The sequence below is a fragment of the Acinetobacter sp. ANC 4218 genome (assembly GCF_002135245.1).
Classification (GTDB): Bacteria; Pseudomonadota; Gammaproteobacteria; order Pseudomonadales; family Moraxellaceae; genus Acinetobacter.
Genome location: NZ_NEGD01000007.1, coordinates 1 through 15,222, shown reverse-complemented (window position 1 = coordinate 15,222; position 15,222 = coordinate 1). Strand labels below are relative to the sequence as shown.

General features: G+C 39.9%; 16 protein-coding genes and 1 pseudogene. 12 read left to right on the top strand and 5 right to left on the bottom strand.

What is annotated here, in order from left to right:
- The first annotated feature begins 172 nt into the window (after window positions 1-172).
- The 6 genes from B9T38_RS08015 (at window position 173) to trpB (ending at window position 5,487) form a co-directional block, all read left to right on the top strand.
- The gene (locus B9T38_RS08015) at window positions 173-1,315 is read left to right on the top strand and encodes a ribonuclease D (protein WP_086196301.1); all 1,143 of its coding nucleotides are present in this window, start codon (window positions 173-175) and stop codon (window positions 1,313-1,315) included.
- A gap of 129 nt (window positions 1,316-1,444) precedes the next feature.
- A complete protein-coding gene (locus B9T38_RS08010) occupies window positions 1,445-1,753 on the top strand; it encodes a YcgL domain-containing protein (RefSeq protein ID WP_086196300.1) in 309 nt (102 codons plus the stop codon).
- A gap of 22 nt (window positions 1,754-1,775) precedes the next feature.
- Window positions 1,776-2,159 carry a hypothetical protein gene (locus B9T38_RS08005; protein WP_086196299.1) on the top strand — a complete coding sequence of 128 codons (384 nt, stop codon included), beginning with the start codon at window positions 1,776-1,778 and terminating at the stop codon, window positions 2,157-2,159.
- 21 nt (window positions 2,160-2,180) lie between these two features.
- Window positions 2,181-3,032: an AAA family ATPase gene (locus B9T38_RS08000; RefSeq protein WP_086196298.1), complete on the top strand. Its 852-nt coding sequence runs from the start codon at window positions 2,181-2,183 to the stop codon at window positions 3,030-3,032.
- Window positions 3,033-3,045: 13 nt separating this feature from the next.
- Window positions 3,046-4,233, top strand: coding sequence for a vWA domain-containing protein (locus B9T38_RS07995; RefSeq protein WP_086196297.1), 1,188 nt, complete (start codon window positions 3,046-3,048; stop codon window positions 4,231-4,233).
- Window positions 4,234-4,278: 45 nt separating this feature from the next.
- Window positions 4,279-5,487: a tryptophan synthase subunit beta gene (gene trpB, locus B9T38_RS07990; protein ID WP_086196296.1), complete on the top strand. Its 1,209-nt coding sequence runs from the start codon at window positions 4,279-4,281 to the stop codon at window positions 5,485-5,487.
- Window positions 5,488-5,652: 165 nt separating this feature from the next.
- Here the strand turns inward: trpB and B9T38_RS07985 are convergent, their stop codons facing one another.
- The 3 genes from B9T38_RS07985 to B9T38_RS07975 all read right to left on the bottom strand — a co-directional run bounded on the left by B9T38_RS07985 (window position 5,653) and on the right by B9T38_RS07975 (window position 6,964).
- Window positions 5,653-6,084 (bottom strand): CBS domain-containing protein, encoded by a 432-nt coding sequence (locus tag B9T38_RS07985; protein WP_086196295.1) that lies wholly within the window; start codon window positions 6,082-6,084, stop codon window positions 5,653-5,655.
- Between the two features lie 132 nt (window positions 6,085-6,216).
- On the bottom strand, window positions 6,217-6,591 hold the full coding sequence (locus B9T38_RS07980; protein ID WP_086196294.1) for a DUF2750 domain-containing protein: 375 nt from the start codon (window positions 6,589-6,591) through the stop codon (window positions 6,217-6,219).
- 139 nt (window positions 6,592-6,730) lie between these two features.
- A complete protein-coding gene (locus tag B9T38_RS07975) occupies window positions 6,731-6,964 on the bottom strand; it encodes an SEL1-like repeat protein (RefSeq protein ID WP_086196293.1) in 234 nt (77 codons plus the stop codon).
- A 220-nt stretch (window positions 6,965-7,184) separates the two neighbouring features.
- Between B9T38_RS07975 and B9T38_RS07970 the strand changes: the two genes are divergently transcribed.
- Window positions 7,185-7,544, top strand: coding sequence for a hypothetical protein (locus B9T38_RS07970; RefSeq protein ID WP_086196292.1), 360 nt, complete (start codon window positions 7,185-7,187; stop codon window positions 7,542-7,544).
- Between the two features lie 108 nt (window positions 7,545-7,652).
- The gene (locus B9T38_RS07965; protein WP_086196291.1) at window positions 7,653-7,973 is read left to right on the top strand and encodes a hypothetical protein; all 321 of its coding nucleotides are present in this window, start codon (window positions 7,653-7,655) and stop codon (window positions 7,971-7,973) included.
- On the opposite strand, the gene B9T38_RS07960 is transcribed toward B9T38_RS07965, so the two are convergent.
- Window positions 7,900-9,483: a M16 family metallopeptidase gene (locus B9T38_RS07960; protein ID WP_086196290.1), complete on the bottom strand. Its 1,584-nt coding sequence runs from the start codon at window positions 9,481-9,483 to the stop codon at window positions 7,900-7,902. The genes B9T38_RS07965 and B9T38_RS07960 overlap by 74 nt on opposite strands.
- A gap of 11 nt (window positions 9,484-9,494) precedes the next feature.
- Window positions 9,495-10,807: pseudogene (locus tag B9T38_RS07955) on the bottom strand (M16 family metallopeptidase).
- A 252-nt stretch (window positions 10,808-11,059) separates the two neighbouring features.
- Between B9T38_RS07955 and ftsY the strand changes: the two are divergent.
- The 4 genes from ftsY (at window position 11,060) to B9T38_RS07935 (ending at window position 14,697) form a co-directional block, all read left to right on the top strand.
- Window positions 11,060-12,175 carry a signal recognition particle-docking protein FtsY gene (gene ftsY, locus B9T38_RS07950; protein WP_086196289.1) on the top strand — a complete coding sequence of 372 codons (1,116 nt, stop codon included), beginning with the start codon at window positions 11,060-11,062 and terminating at the stop codon, window positions 12,173-12,175.
- A 174-nt stretch (window positions 12,176-12,349) separates the two neighbouring features.
- On the top strand, window positions 12,350-13,036 hold the full coding sequence (locus tag B9T38_RS07945) for a nitroreductase family protein (RefSeq protein ID WP_086196288.1): 687 nt from the start codon (window positions 12,350-12,352) through the stop codon (window positions 13,034-13,036).
- A gap of 187 nt (window positions 13,037-13,223) precedes the next feature.
- The gene (locus tag B9T38_RS07940; RefSeq protein ID WP_086196287.1) at window positions 13,224-13,817 is read left to right on the top strand and encodes a nitroreductase family protein; all 594 of its coding nucleotides are present in this window, start codon (window positions 13,224-13,226) and stop codon (window positions 13,815-13,817) included.
- Window positions 13,818-14,028: 211 nt separating this feature from the next.
- The gene (locus tag B9T38_RS07935; RefSeq protein WP_086196286.1) at window positions 14,029-14,697 is read left to right on the top strand and encodes a DUF2057 family protein; all 669 of its coding nucleotides are present in this window, start codon (window positions 14,029-14,031) and stop codon (window positions 14,695-14,697) included.
- The last annotated feature ends 525 nt before the right edge of the window (window positions 14,698-15,222 follow it).

Below are 15,222 nucleotides of genomic sequence, written 5' to 3'. Positions count from 1 at the left end.
TACGAGAAAAATAGTCTTAAACTTATACAAAAAAAATATAAAAAAATGTTGATTTTTTATTTAAATATTAAAATATGGTGAATATACACGCTAGATGTAGATTTTGTTATATCTAAATGTTATATATCGGTTAATATACTTTTCAAGAGAATCTGCTTTTAGACTCGGTAATATGTTTCAGTTCATTCATCAACAAAAAGATTTAGAAGATATTCTGCACTTGATGGGGCAGACATCCATTTATGGATTGGATACCGAATTCATCAAGGTGGATACTCTTTGGCCTAAACTCGGTGTATTTCAAATTAATGTTGCGGATCGGGTTTTTTTACTTGATGGCACAAGTTTAGACCTGTCGGCATTCTGGAAAAAATTGTTTCAGGCCCAGCAAAATATTTTCCATGCTTGCAGTGAAGATATTGATTTAATTTATCATTACTCACAGCAAAAAAGCCTAAGCAATGTTTTTGATACCCAGATTGGCATGTCTTTTTTAGGCCATGGACTACAGGTAAGCTATCAAAATGCGTTAAAGCACATGCTGGATGTGGACATTGATAAAGACCAGACCCGATCTGACTGGTTGGCACGTCCGTTAAGCTCGGAGCAACTCACCTATGCGGCGAATGACGTACTATATCTGATGAATCTATCGAATAAGATCCAGCAGGAATTAGGCGATAAGCACTTACTGGATTTTGCCCTGGAAGATTGCCGTCATCTGACCCATGAAATTGGTCAGGAAACACCTTTAGAGTTGCTTTATCACGATATTGGAAACTACCGGCATTCACGCCGTCAATTGATGCAGTTGCAACAACTGGCTGTGTGGCGCGAACAGATGGTCAAAGCCTTGAATTATCCTCGCAGCTTTATTCTGAAAAATTCTACCCTGATTGATCTGGTAGAAAAAAATCCGCGTAATCATTTCCAGTTGTCCAGCATTAAGGATATTCGTCAAAATATTGTGCGTGAATATGGTAAAACCATTCTGGACCTACTTAAATTTTTGCCTGAACAGGCAGAATGGCCACTGCGTATGGCACGTCCAATTCGTCACTCATCCAAAGAAATTGGTGAAAGAGTGGAGAATGTCATTCAGGCTGTGGTGCAGGAAACTACGGTACCTAAAGAAGTATTGATGCGTAAAAAATGGCTCAATGCACTATATCAGCATGTAGTATTTCATAATGATGAACAAGATTTGCCCGCTTATCTGCTCGGTTGGCGCTATGATGTTCTGACCAAGCCCCTGATTGATGTGTTACATGCAGATGAACGTTATCTGTCTACGCAAATGAAAGTAATGGACTAATTTTTAACCATTTTGTTCAAAGAATTAACATTTACACACAATCACGACTGATGCGTTAATAATCACTAATGTATCGGTCTTTTTTTTAATGTATGCTTTGTGCTGAGTTTTATGAGTCCTGTTTCAACTATGCACTGTTCAATTTTTAAATCTAGCAAAAAAGATGAAATGTATCTTTACATCGCCCGTCCAGAAACTTCTGAGAATGAAGCTGAGGCAGTAAATCCGCTGGAAATCTTGCCAGAAGCGATGCGTGTTGCATTTGGTCGTGCAACTTTTGTTATGGATTTGGAGTTAACCGAAAGCCGTAAACTGGCGCGTGTCAATGTATTACATGTGATTGACTCTATTGAAACCAAAGGTTTCTTTATTCAAGTCCCTCCAGAAGGATTAATCAATCCGAATGCGGTTGCACCCGAAGGGCTGCGTGGCGCTTAAAGGCTAATCAGGAGTTGTAACGATGAATAGTTTTTTTTCACTACTAGATTCAATTCCTGAAGATAGCATTGCCGTCACGGTATATCTGCTAGGAAGCGTGATTATTCTTTGGGCCTGGTATGTTATTGCAAAACGTTTGCCTAAGCCGCTAGGTGGAATGACATGGCTCATCGGCTTTGCCATTTTACTCACGCCGACAGTTTCTGAAGGAAATAATGCTGCTATCGCTCCGGCTTTTTTTGGACTGCTATTTGGTCTTTTAACCAAAGAAAAAGCTTTGGTCTGGACCAATGCTTCTCTCATTCTCTTTGTGATCGGGCTTGGCCTGATCATTGGTGCTTTATGGTCAAAATATATGGCCAACAAAGCAAAGTTTGTCGCAAACAACAATAGTTCACCGCTTTAAATAAAACAATAAGGTTAAATCATGTCTGTGGATACTCAACAATTTCTTGGTACAGATCAGTACATTGCGACTGATAGTTTAAAACTTGCCGTTAAAGCGGCACGTAGCTTGCAAAAGCCGCTTTTGGTTAAAGGTGAGCCGGGCACAGGTAAAACCCTGCTTGCCGAACAAGTCGCAGAAAGCTTGGGACTGAAGCTACTCACCTGGCACATCAAGTCCACCACGAAAGCCCAGCAAGGCCTGTATGAATACGATGCTGTATCGCGTTTGCGTGATAGCCAGTTAGGTGATGACCGTGTTTATGACATTAAAAACTACATCAAGCCTGGAAAATTGTGGGAAGCCTTCACCAGTGAACAACGCTGTGTCTTGTTGATTGATGAAATTGATAAAGCAGACATCGAGTTTCCGAATGACTTATTGCATGAACTCGACAAAATGTCATTTTTTGTTTATGAAACAGGGGAAACCATCACGGCGACACAGCGTCCTATCGTGATTATTACTTCAAATAATGAAAAAGAACTGCCAGATGCATTCTTGCGCCGCTGTTTCTTCCATTATATTGAATTCCCTGATGAAGCGACCATGCGTGAAATTATTGACGTGCATTTTCCGCAAGTGTCTGCAGCTTTGGTGAATGAAGCTTTACAAGTATTCTTCAAGCTTCGCCAGATTCCGGGCTTAAAAAAACTACCATCCACTTCAGAACTGATTGACTGGTTAAGCCTGCTGATGGCTGATGATATGCCTGAAGATATTTTACGCAAGCATGACAAATCCAAAGCCATTCCACCTCTTTATGGTGCATTGATTAAAAACGAGCAAGATGTCCAGTTGCTTGAACGTTTAGCCTTTATGTCGCGTCGCTAAGGGAGAAACACGCATGTTTGTGCGATTGTTTTATACCTTACGCAAATACGGTGTGCCAGTATCAACCCGTGAACTGATTGATCTGAATGAAGCTGTAGCTTCAGGCTTGGTGTTTGTCAATCAGGAAGAGTTCTATGAACTCGCAAAAACGGTTATGGTTAAAGATGAGCGTTTCTTTGACAAGTTTGACCGGGCCATGAAAGATTACTTTGATGGCATCTCCACTTTTGATCTGGATGATTTGCTTAATCAGGTGCATAAGTTACCAAAAGACTGGTTTGATCTGGAACTTCTGGAAAAGCATCTCACGCCTGAGCAGCGGGAAGAACTGAAAAAAGCCGGCTCACTGGAAGAGCTGATGAAGATGCTGGAAGAGCGTCTTCGTGAGCAGCATAAGAAGCATCAAGGCGGTAACAAGATGATTGGTACCGGTGGCACCTCACCCTTTGGGGCGTATGGTGATCATCCTGAAGGTGTGCGTATTGGTGGGCCAGGACGTAAACGTTCTGCGGTTAAGGTTTGGGAACAGCGTAAATACCAAAACCTGGATGATGAACAGATTTTAGGTACACGGCAAATGCAAATGGCACTCCGCCGTTTACGCAAGTTTGCCCGTCAAGGCGCAGCTGAAGAACTGGATATTAATGGCACGATTCGTGAAACCGCCAAGCAAGGTATTTTAGATGTACAGTTGGTTCCCGAACGTCGCAACCGTATTAAAGTGCTGATGTTGTTCGATGTTGGTGGGTCGATGGACTCGTATATCGCTGAATGTGAAAAACTGTTCAGCGCGGCCAAAACCGAATTTAAAACTTTAGAATATTTTTATTTTCATAACTGTTTGTATGATTATGTCTGGAAAGACAATATCCGCCGTTCTAATACCCGCATGAATACCTGGGATTTATTCAATACTTATGGGCGCGACTATCGGGTAATTGTGGTAGGGGATGCCAGTATGGCACCTTATGAGCTGAACTCAGTGGGTGGTTCTGTTGAATATATGAATGATGAAGCAGGTAATGTCTGGTTACAGCGTTTACGTCAACATTTTGAAAAGACGGCCTGGCTTAATCCAGAACAAGACAGTTATTGGCATTACACCCATACCATTGGTCAGATCAAACAAATCTTTGAAGATCATATGTATCCCATGACCTTAAAGGGCGTGGAAGACATGACAAAATATTTGGCTCGTTAAACGCATTGAAATTAAATGCGTTCTTTTTAAATGAAGGAATTGAAAATGGATCATCAAATTAATGGCATCCCATTACCCAATGAAGAAGGTTTCTTTGGACAATACGGTGGTCAGTTTATTCCGCCTCATTTAAAAGAAGCAATGGATGAAATTAATGTCGCGTATGAGCAAATTCGCCATACTGCAGAATTCCAGAATGAACTAGCCGATTTATTTGCCAACTATGTGGGTCGTCCAAGTCCACTGTTTCATGCCAAGCGTTTGTCTGACCAATTGGGTGGAGCGCAAATTTACCTGAAACGTGAAGATTTAAACCATACCGGTGCACATAAGATTAACCATTGCCTAGGCGAAGCTTTGCTTGCTAAATACATGGGTAAGAAAAAAGTAATTGCTGAAACGGGTGCAGGCCAGCATGGTGTGGCACTTGCAACTGCATGTGCCTTAGTCGGTATTCCATGTGAAATTCATATGGGGCAAGTGGATATTGAAAAAGAACATCCGAACGTGGTGAAGATGAAGATCTTGGGTGCCAACCTGATTTCTGTTACCCGTGGTGCGGCAACATTAAAAGATGCGGTAGACAGCGCGTTTGAAGAATATCTCAAAGATCCGAAAAACTTTATTTATGCGATTGGTTCAGTGGTTGGTCCACATCCATTCCCGAAAATGGTACGTGACTTTCAGGCAATTATTGGTGATGAAATTAAAGTTCAGACCCATGACCGTTTTGGTTCAAACCCGGATTATATCGTAGCTTGTGTTGGTGGTGGTTCAAATGCCATGGGTGCCTTTTCTGCATTTTTAAACGATGCCGATGTAAAACTAGTAGGTGTAGAACCTGCGGGCCATGGCCTGGATACTAATATGCATTCGGCAACCTTGACTCTGGGTAAACCAAGCCAGCTTCACGGAATGGCATGTTATGTCCTTGAAGATGAACAAGGTGAGCCTTTACCGGTACATTCGATTGCTTCAGGTCTGGATTATCCGGGTGTGGGTCCGCAGCACAGCTTGTTGAAAGACTTGGGTCGTGTGGAATATACCACAGCAACAGACCAGGAATGTCTGGATGCTTTTATGACACTTTCACGTGTAGAGGGAATTGTGCCTGCACTAGAAAGTTCTCATGCAGTCGCCTGGGCTTTGCGTGAAGCACCCAAAATGGCAAAAGATGTGAAAATTGTAGTGAACGTTTCTGGTCGTGGCGATAAAGACTCGGATTATGTGGCAGAAAAATTAGGCTTGAACTAATTATAAAATCTCCCACTTACATCATATGTGCTCATCTTTTTGAAGATGTATTATTTTTCTATTGTTATAGGAAGATAGCTAAAGTCTCTCTTTATGAAAAAGGGAGCTTTAAAGGGATTAAAAAAACCTCTCATTTCGAGAGGTTTTTTTAATGTGCTTTAAATCTTAACTGGCGATATATTGCTGCAATTGATCGATGAGTTTGCGCTGATCTTCCATTACGGCTTTGACCAAATCACCAATCGAGATTAACCCTACCAGTTTTGAATTTTCAACTACAGGAAGATGACGTAAATGGCGATCAGTCATTAAACTTAAACAGTCTTCAACACTGGTGGATTTAGTCACGGTCAGTACTTTAGCAGTCATGATTTCACCGACTGTCGTTTCTTTAGAGGTCCGTTCCATCAACGTCACTTTACGCATGTAATCACGTTCAGAAAGAATACCGACCACTTTCTCTTGATCAGTCACGACCAGTGCACCAATGCCTTTATCTGCCATAAGCGAAATTGCTTCAAGTACCGTTGATTCTGGATCAATCGTAAAAATGGTTTTATCAATTTTATCGTGAATAACTTGTGCAACATTAGTCATTTATTATCATCCTTTTTGTTCCTTATTTGACATTAAACTTAGCGCGAAATCAGAAAAATGCAAATATTTTTCAGGTCATTAATAAAAATTTACATTTCTCTGAATTTCACTTTTAATATTTGCCGCAAACCCTCAAGCAGATTGTAAAGATTCAGCAAAAAAGAAATGCCGCATCTGTTGTGTGGTCAATTTAAATTTTTGGCTAGATGAATTACAAAGTGCGGGGGTAACATTTAAACGAGTGAGTGTTGGTAACAGCAAGTCCTGAAAATCAGCTGAAGTAATTTTACGCGGCATATAATTTGGCCAATGACGTTCGGCATATTTTTGTGCCTGCATACCGTTTAGCCAAAAGGGAAAAATAAAATCTTCATGGTCAGACATCATGGCCCAACCCTGCTGATGATATAAACCCCACAGTACACCACAATACATCATAGATTTTAAAATCGTGATCTTAAAAAATAAGTCTTTAGGAATAGGCTGTAATGAATTAATTTGATTCATACCCGAATACATGTAGTGAATTCAGCAGTTATTGTAAGGAATGAAGATGAAAGTTCAGTGTAAGCTTTGAGAAACTATGTAAATAAATATGTATTTAGAAAGAGAAGGCATTAAAAAACGCCACCTTGGTGACGTTTGATTAGGCTTGCATCGTGGCCAGTTTCTGCCAATATTGTGCTTTGAGTGAGTCGCGTTCTACCCGGAAGCCTTGATAATAAAGTTCTGCTAAAAATAAGGCAGCTTTACCATGACCAGCACGAGCGACCTCTTCCAATTTTTGAACCGCATCTGCAAAATTCATTTGAGATTGAATAGTATTGACTGCATCTGCATATGCATGTTCTAAGTCTTGATGAGAGATTTGTTGAATCATATTAAACTCCTTATTGTAATTATGATTGCTAGATCGACTATTAAGTTCGTCTTGATACCAATTTAACTAGCTATTGTTAAATTAATATTACATCGCACCTAAATTGTCAAACAATATCTATGGGCTATATTATTAAATTCAAGGTTACATGATTAAACAATATACAAAATGATTTTTGCTTAGTATGTTAATGAGAGTTTGAAAATATAAGGAGAATAATATGACAAAAACATTAGATGGTTTTACATTCGATTTGCCTCCTACAGTAGATCAAATCATTGAACTTGCACATCAGCATCGTAAAAATTTAGACGAAGCCATTTTCCATCAGGAAATTCACTTGGGTAATTATTGTTTGGCACAGCGTAAAAGAGTTTATGATTTTACTCGCCAGCTTGATATACAGCAACGTGAGGATTTTTATAGTATCTATAATGGTGAGTTGCTGCGCATAGCGGACGATGATGAACTGCATCCCGTGCATGCTGAAAGAGGAGTGGGGGCTTTTGCAATTCTAGTGGTATTAGTGATTATCGCACTGGTGCTTTACTTTGCAGTAATCCGGAATGTCATTGTCTAATCGCTGAATTGATTTGCTTGATTTCTGTGGTAAATATGGAGAAATTGAGCAAATCTGCTTGTGCTTCTTTATGCTGCATCCTACACTACCTTGAATTCGAGGTAGGTTATGCATAGCGCTGTACAAAAAATTGTTCAATTAAAATCTCAAATAAAGCTGGAAGATATTTATAACGGATTTGTCGTTGTAATCATTGCCATTATTCTGATTCTTGCTTTCATTGCCCTGCATCGTCCCATTACTGTTAAACAATTTGAAAATGTAGTACAACTTTCAGCTCAAGCCAATTATCCGGCGACCCAGGAAATGGCCCTGCTCTTGATACAGCAACCTCAGATTCCTTATGCGCAATATTTCAAATTGATGCAGGCGCATCATCTGGAGATGACACAGGCTCATCAGTTACCTCCTTTGCAGGCGGAGCAATAATTGTTTTAGGGATTGGCTCAACCGAAGGCGTGTTTGAGTGAACTTGGGGACTTAAATCTTGTTTAAGTATTGTCTCCAGCGCGGCTTTGTCTAATTTATCATTGACCACAATAATAGTGAGGCGTTCAGGATGCTGATGTTTTTGAAGGGCATTCTGAACATCTTGCACGGTAATTTTTTCTAATAATTTGGGATAGTTGCTCAGGTAGTCAGCGGGCTGATTGTAAAATCCTAGCGAACCTAACTGTGCATTGATACTGGCATTACTACTATAATTATTTGGAAAAGCGCGTAACATGCCGGCCTTGGTTTCTTCCAGCTGTTTTGGGTTAATAGGTTGGCTGACAAAATTGATCAAGGCCTGATGAGCAACCTGTATGCTGTCGAGCAACTGGTCTTGTCGGGTTGAATAACTAAAACTGAACATGCCTGGCGCCTGACTAAATGAAAATGAACTATAAGCTCCATAGGTAAAACCGCGCTTAACCCGTAGTTCTTTCATTAAGATAGAATTAAAACCACTTCCGCCAAACATCTGGTTGGCCACTTCCAGGGCGAGTCGATCCGGATCAAAACGTGTAGGGCCCAGTTGTCCCATCATGATATGTGCCTGACTGGATTTAAACTTGATATGGCGAATATCAAAACCCGATTTATCAACTGGTTGAGCTAGAGGTCTAGCTTTTTCTCCCTGTTTTAGGTTGCCTGAGATATGTTCAGCAAGTTGCTGCGCCTGTTTGAGGCTGAGTTGACCAGTAATGGCAATGTTCAGGTTCTGTGCCACCAAAAATTGTTCATTAAACTGCTGTAATTGTGCCGGTGTGATTTTGCTAATACTGCGCTGAGTCCCGGTAATGGGTTCGGCATAGGCATGTTTTCCATATAAAGCACGGTAAAACAGGATATTCATCATGCGGCCAGGGCTTTCCTGGATCTGTTTCTGACCGACTTGAGTATTGCTTAATACCAGATCGATACTGGGCTTTTTAAAGGTGGAATGGTTGAGCACTTCCAGCAGCATGGCTAAAGCAGGTTCAAGTTTTTTAGGCTCAGACAATACCCGTAATTTTACAATAAACATGTCCCGATACGCCTGAGCACTAAATCGTGCCCCTACATTTTCAAAAGTATGGGCAATTTCATTGGCCGTATATTTTTCTGTTCCTTCATCAATCAGTTTTGCTGCCATATTAGCAATACCAAATAAACCTGGTGCGATTTCCTCATCCCGGGCCGAGCCTGCATTAAAGGTCAGCTGAATATCAACCATAGGTAAATCCTGTGATTCTACAAATAGCGTACGAATTTGATATCTGTTTTTTAACTCATGCACATAGGGGGCGTGGAATTGATTTTGTGGATGGGTGATTTTCAAGCTTTGTAACAGGGGGATTGATTTTAGCTGTGTTGAATAGTCATCGGGGAGAGTATTTAAATCAATTTCAGCACTTGCTGCTTGAACCCAGATCATCATAGAAACAAAGATAAGGCGAGAATGCAGCTTGAACATAGCAAATTCCACTATTGGGTTTTATTTTCAGGAAAAAGGTATAAGGTGCTCAAATTGTCAAGGCTGAAATAAATATTCGCCACGCGTTGTATATCTTGCGGAGTGACAGTTTCAAAATGTTTGGGCAGTTCATCCATCAAGCGAAAACTTAAACCGTTAATCTCCAGATTGCCGATCATCTGGGCTTGTCCGGCAATGTCATCCTGACTATAGACTAAATTGGAGACATATCTAGCTGTCACTCGCTTGATTTCTGTGGGTTTGACCAGCTCCGTTTTGAGCAGCTCAATTTCAGCTTGAATGGCTTTTCTGCCTCTGGCAAACTCAATCCGTCTATAGGCAAGGCTGAAATACTCAATAAGCTATCTCCGCGGCTATAAGGATCGTAAGATACACTGACCGAGGTTAATATTTTTTTGTCCCGCACCAGATGATCTTGCAGTCGTGAAGAAATTCCACTGTCCAAGATGTTCTTGATGATGGTTAAGGCATAAGCATCTTGCGGATTTTTGGCTGTGACCAGTGAGCGCACGTTCCAGGCCATAAACAGGTTGGGTACTTTCACAGGAAAATTCAATTCCATATGGCGATAACCGATATGGTCAAATTCTAATACGTCATTGCGTGGCGGGGTTTTTCTGACAGGGATATCGGCAAAATACCTTTGTACTTGCAGCAAGGTTTGTTCAGTGTCGACATCACCGACAATCACCAAGAGGGCATTATTGGGGCTATACCAGTCACGATACCATTTTTTGATATCTTCAAGCCGAATGTTTTGCAGGTTTTTCATGTGGCCAATCACCGGTTGGCGATAATGGCTGGTTGGATAGGTGATCCATTTAAAACGTTCGAAAGCTAGGGATCGGGGATTGTCATCTGTGCGTAGGCGCCGTTCTTCCATTACCACCTTAATTTCAGGGTCAAAATCCTGCTGGTGTAATAACAGGTTGCTCATCCTGTCTGCTTCAAGTTCTAAAGCCAGTGGGAAATAGGTTTTAGGGTAGAGCTGGTAATAATTGGTGTAATTGGTAAAAGTTGAAGCATTGATGCGTCCACCATACATACGGCTTAAGCGGGTAAATTCATCATCGGGAACTTTTTGCGTACCTTTAAACATCATATGTTCCAGTACATGTGAAATGCCTAATAAGTTCCCCGATTCATCACTGCTGCCTACCCGGTACCAGATTTGCGTCATGACCATAGGAGAACGGTGATCTTCCCGAATAATTACTTTTAAACCATTTTTGAGTGTAGTTTCAAAGGTCGTAGGTGTCAGTTTATTGCGAGTCTCTGCATGTACCCAGCCACTTTGAAGCATCAATAAAGCCAATGTGAGCGTTAAAACTGGATTTTTAAAAAAAGACGGCTTTAAAAAAAGTGGGTAGCTGCTTTCGAGCACAAGATTTACCCCCAGTCATAAATTATATTTATGATCATTTTTCAGAAACTTTTGCTTGAAAGCAAAGGTTAAGTTGTTGGTTTTTGGTGTGTTCAGTGTCTATTGGAAAACGCAGGACAAAACTATGCTAGAATCCTTGTTTTTTAACGCTATGCTTTTCAAGGATTCGGCATGCAACAGCAATCTAATGGGCAAAATAAATTTTTGATTGATGCTGATATCGGGGATGACGATGTCACTTTACCGAATTTACCTGCGGTAAATATCCCTATTGTTGAAACTCAAAATAAACAAGCTACTGTTTCTGCGCCTGTAGCCACAGAAACCGAGCAAACAGAAATAGAGCAAGGTGCTACGCCTAAAGGTGGCTTTTTTAGCCGCATGAAAGAAGGGTTAACGAAAACCCGTAAAAACCTTGCCGATGGTATGGTCAACATTCTCATTGGTGGTAAAGAAATCGATGATGAATTGCTGGAAGAAGTGGAAGAGCAATTACTGGTTGCAGATATTGGTGTAGATGCAACCAAAACCATTATTGCCAATTTAACTGAACGTACTGCACGTGGTGATCTGATTTATTCACATTCGCTGTACAAAGCGCTGCAAGAAGAATTGGTGGCATTGCTGGCCCCGCGTGTTAAACCTTTACATATTGATCCAAATAAAAAACCATTTGTGATTTTGGTGGTAGGGGTTAATGGCGTGGGTAAAACCACTACGATTGGTAAGTTGGCAAAACGCTTGCAAGGTGAGGGCAAAAAAGTCATGCTGGCTGCGGGCGATACTTTCCGTGCGGCAGCAACAGAACAACTGCAAATTTGGGGCGAACGCAACAATATTTCAGTGGTTGCACAGGGTCATGGTGCAGACAGCGCTTCGGTAATTTTTGATGCTTTTGAGAGTGCACGAGCCAAAGGCGTGGATGTGCTGATTGCTGATACTGCGGGTCGTTTGCATAACAAAGGTCATTTAATGCAAGAGTTGACCAAAGTAAAACGCGTGATGCAAAAAATTGATGCTACAGCACCGCATGAGATTATGCTGGTGGTGGATGCGGGTACTGGTCAAAATGCAATTAATCAGGTTGAAATGTTTGATGAAGCTGTTGGCTTGACAGGGCTTACCATTACCAAGCTCGATGGCACGGCTAAAGGTGGTGTGTTATTTAATATCGCTAGCCGTACCCATGTACCTATTCGCTTTATTGGTGTGGGTGAGAAAATTGATGATCTACGTCCATTTTCGGCAAAATCATTTGTTGCAGCATTATTCGAAACTGAAAAGTAAAATGCGTGATATTTCACACAAACTCCGCTAAATGCGGAGTTTGTTATTTTAGTAGTAATTGTTTGATTTAAAAAACAACATTTAAAAATCCATGATCCAAAGAACTCTCTTATAAAACCGTTAGAATATGAAAAAATCTTAAAAGCTTTAGCATTCTTATTGGGGAGTACTGTTGTGGCATTATTAGAGAAAATTGGTCATGTCCTTACCACAGATATCACCAAAGAATTAAAATTTAAAAAAAGAGCTGTTGAAGAGGTGAATGAATTAACATTTGTTGATCAATTAAAAAAACGTCGCAGTATTTATGTTCTAGGAAGAAAGGTTCATTTTAGCCAGGCCTATTTGGCAGAGTTGATTCAAGAGGCTGTGCGAAGCTGTCCATCTGCATTAAATTGTCAAAGTTCTAGAATTGTGGTGTTGTTTGGTGATTCCCATAAGCAATTTTGGGAAATTGTCAAAGAAGTGCAACGTAAACTAGTCGCCGTACATGTATTCGCCGGTACAGTAATGAAAATAGATCAATGCATGGCAGGGTATGGAACGGTACTGTTCTATGAAGATCAGAACATTATTCAAAAATTGCAAAAGAAAATTCCTTTTAATGCTGATGATTTTCCAATCTGGTCAGAACAAACATCGGGTATGGCGCAATATGCAGTATGGACAGCCTTGGCTGATTCAGGCATCGGTGCCTGTCTGCAGCATTATAATCCGAGTATAGATACGGCAGTTGCGGAACATTTTCACATTAATGAATCTTGGTTGCTGCGAGCACAGCTGGTTTTTGGTTCCATTGAACAAGAAGCAGAGATTAAACAAGAACCTCAAAATGCTGAACGATTTAGAATTCTGAATTAATCTGATCGTGATATCAATAAAGCATTTTTTATAGGTGCTTTATTGTTTTATATCGGTTGAAAATCAACTATAAAACTATTCTATAAATAAAACACAATGTCACTTTTTTAATTGCGGAATACTTCTAAAATTAACATAAGATCAATATATTCTAATTACGGTTATTAAAATTCCAAGAAGGTGAGCCATGTCATTTTTAGCCCATATGAAACAACGCCGTACTATTTATGCAATTGGTCAAAACGTTCCGATCGCAGCTGATCAAATCGAAGAGATTATTAAAGAGGCCGTACGAAATAGCCCTTCTGCTTTCAATTCACAAACTTCACGTATCGTGACTCTATATGGAGAATCACATGCGAAATTCTGGAGTATCGTACGTGAAACATTACGTAAAATTGTGCCAGAAGATTCATTTACAAGTACTAATGCAAAAATTAACAGTTTTGCAGCCGGTTATGGCACGGTACTGTTTTTTGAAGATCAGGATGCGGTAAAATCGTTACAAGAACAATTCCCCTTATATGCTGAGCATTTTCCAGCATGGTCAGAGCATTCGACTGGCATTGCACAGTTTGCTGTATGGGCATCATTGGCAGAACAGCATATTGGTGCTTCCTTGCAGCATTACAATCCCGTGATTGATGATGAAGTGGCAGCCACCTTCGATATCCCTAAAAACTGGAAATTACGTGCCGAACTGGTGTTTGGTTCAATTGAAGCCCCAGCGGGAGAAAAAACATTTCTTGATGATAGTATTCGTTTCAAAAGATTTGACTGATCAATGTTTTACTTAAGTCAAGTTAAGAGAGTGCTGAAACGGCACTCTTTTTATTGATAAAGTGAATGATAGATAAATCAATTAAGCTGCAAAGCTTATCTCAACAAAGTCTTGAAAATACAGCTGTATTAAAAATGGCTTTGTCATAAAATTGTCATTTGTTAATTGCATAGTGCAATTTATTTTTAATATTCAAAGAAGAGATAGTGGGATGAGCCTAAAATTAACTTTTGCTGCAGCTGCATTGATGGTAAGTAGTGCTGCATTTTCAGCCGTCACTATTTCAGCACCAGAAGAAATTAAAATTCTAGCGGTGAATGATCAGGAAGTTAATACGGGATTATTTCGTGCCAAGAACAATCAATACAAAGTTGATGCAGGTATTAGCAATATTAGTATGCGTTACACCCAGTATTTTGAACATTTGAATGGTGAACACGATATTGTGAAATCATCTGTGGTGACTGTCCGCACGTCCATTTTGCAAGATGGTGAAGAATATCGACTGGACCTGATCAATGCGCCGGCAAATTTTGAAGCTGCAAAAAAATATGCTGAACAACCTGTGGTGGCATTGTTTGATAAAAATAATCAGATGCTGGTGCAGCAAGTAGGTGCAAACACAGAACAAAAACCATGGTTAGGACAAGGTATATTTTCAAAAACTACAGATTTGACTCAAAAGAAAACAGCTTTGCAGAATCAGCCAGCACCTATATATACACAAGCAGCAGTGCAATCAAAAATGGTGGCAGCTGCTTCTAGTGAGTCGTTAACTTCAGGAGTAACTGCTGATCAGCAACTGATTCAATTATGGCAAAAAGCAAATAAAGTAGAACGTCAGAAGTTTATGTCATGGCTAGCAGAGCATTCCAATTAATAAATCTCAATAAAACCAGCGTAAAGCTGGTTTTATTATTTTGAGAAGCACGAATAAAAATTAAAATGGTAAAAATGATCTAAAAAATGAATGTTGCAATGTGTAAAAAATACTCAAAATAGTCTTTAAATATGCTAAAAATACCTTATTGGGTTAAAAAGCAAACACTCGAATACAGAATTATAGAAAATGCTATAATAGGGGTTGCGTTGGTTTAAAAACTCTATAGAATACGCTGCATCCCGACGCGATACAGCAAACGAACTTAGCTGAACAGGTTAAGTTGTTAAATGTTTATTGCGTTATATTTTCTACTGACGAGGTAGGGAATAGATCATTAAGAGATTATGAAGAACAACTTGTGTGGATTTTTACTGGTTGATTGATCGAAATTATTTTCATTGATTGATGGTAGAAATTACTCGAAGTTTATTTGAGAAATATTTGTCAGAAAATTGATGAGCCAGATTTGGTGTTTTGAATAAAGCACTATTGATTTTAAACTGAAGAGTTTGATCATGGCTC

What these genes read in the sequence shown, in the direction of transcription:
- B9T38_RS08015 (WP_086196301.1), top strand. Translation starts at nt 173, where the DNA reads ATGTTTCAGTTCATTCATCAACAAAAAGATTTAGAAGATATTCTGCAC.
- B9T38_RS08010 (WP_086196300.1), top strand. Translation starts at nt 1,445, where the DNA reads ATGCACTGTTCAATTTTTAAATCTAGCAAAAAAGATGAAATGTATCTT.
- B9T38_RS08005 (WP_086196299.1), top strand. Translation starts at nt 1,776, where the DNA reads ATGAATAGTTTTTTTTCACTACTAGATTCAATTCCTGAAGATAGCATT.
- B9T38_RS08000 (WP_086196298.1), top strand. Translation starts at nt 2,181, where the DNA reads ATGTCTGTGGATACTCAACAATTTCTTGGTACAGATCAGTACATTGCG.
- B9T38_RS07995 (WP_086196297.1), top strand. Translation starts at nt 3,046, where the DNA reads ATGTTTGTGCGATTGTTTTATACCTTACGCAAATACGGTGTGCCAGTA.
- trpB (WP_086196296.1), top strand. Translation starts at nt 4,279, where the DNA reads ATGGATCATCAAATTAATGGCATCCCATTACCCAATGAAGAAGGTTTC.
- B9T38_RS07985 (WP_086196295.1), bottom strand. Translation starts at nt 6,084, where the DNA reads ATGACTAATGTTGCACAAGTTATTCACGATAAAATTGATAAAACCATT.
- B9T38_RS07980 (WP_086196294.1), bottom strand. Translation starts at nt 6,591, where the DNA reads ATGAATCAAATTAATTCATTACAGCCTATTCCTAAAGACTTATTTTTT.
- B9T38_RS07975 (WP_086196293.1), bottom strand. Translation starts at nt 6,964, where the DNA reads ATGATTCAACAAATCTCTCATCAAGACTTAGAACATGCATATGCAGAT.
- B9T38_RS07970 (WP_086196292.1), top strand. Translation starts at nt 7,185, where the DNA reads ATGACAAAAACATTAGATGGTTTTACATTCGATTTGCCTCCTACAGTA.
- B9T38_RS07965 (WP_086196291.1), top strand. Translation starts at nt 7,653, where the DNA reads ATGCATAGCGCTGTACAAAAAATTGTTCAATTAAAATCTCAAATAAAG.
- B9T38_RS07960 (WP_086196290.1), bottom strand. Translation starts at nt 9,483, where the DNA reads ATGTTCAAGCTGCATTCTCGCCTTATCTTTGTTTCTATGATGATCTGG.
- ftsY (WP_086196289.1), top strand. Translation starts at nt 11,060, where the DNA reads ATGCAACAGCAATCTAATGGGCAAAATAAATTTTTGATTGATGCTGAT.
- B9T38_RS07940 (WP_086196287.1), top strand. Translation starts at nt 13,224, where the DNA reads ATGTCATTTTTAGCCCATATGAAACAACGCCGTACTATTTATGCAATT.
- B9T38_RS07935 (WP_086196286.1), top strand. Translation starts at nt 14,029, where the DNA reads ATGAGCCTAAAATTAACTTTTGCTGCAGCTGCATTGATGGTAAGTAGT.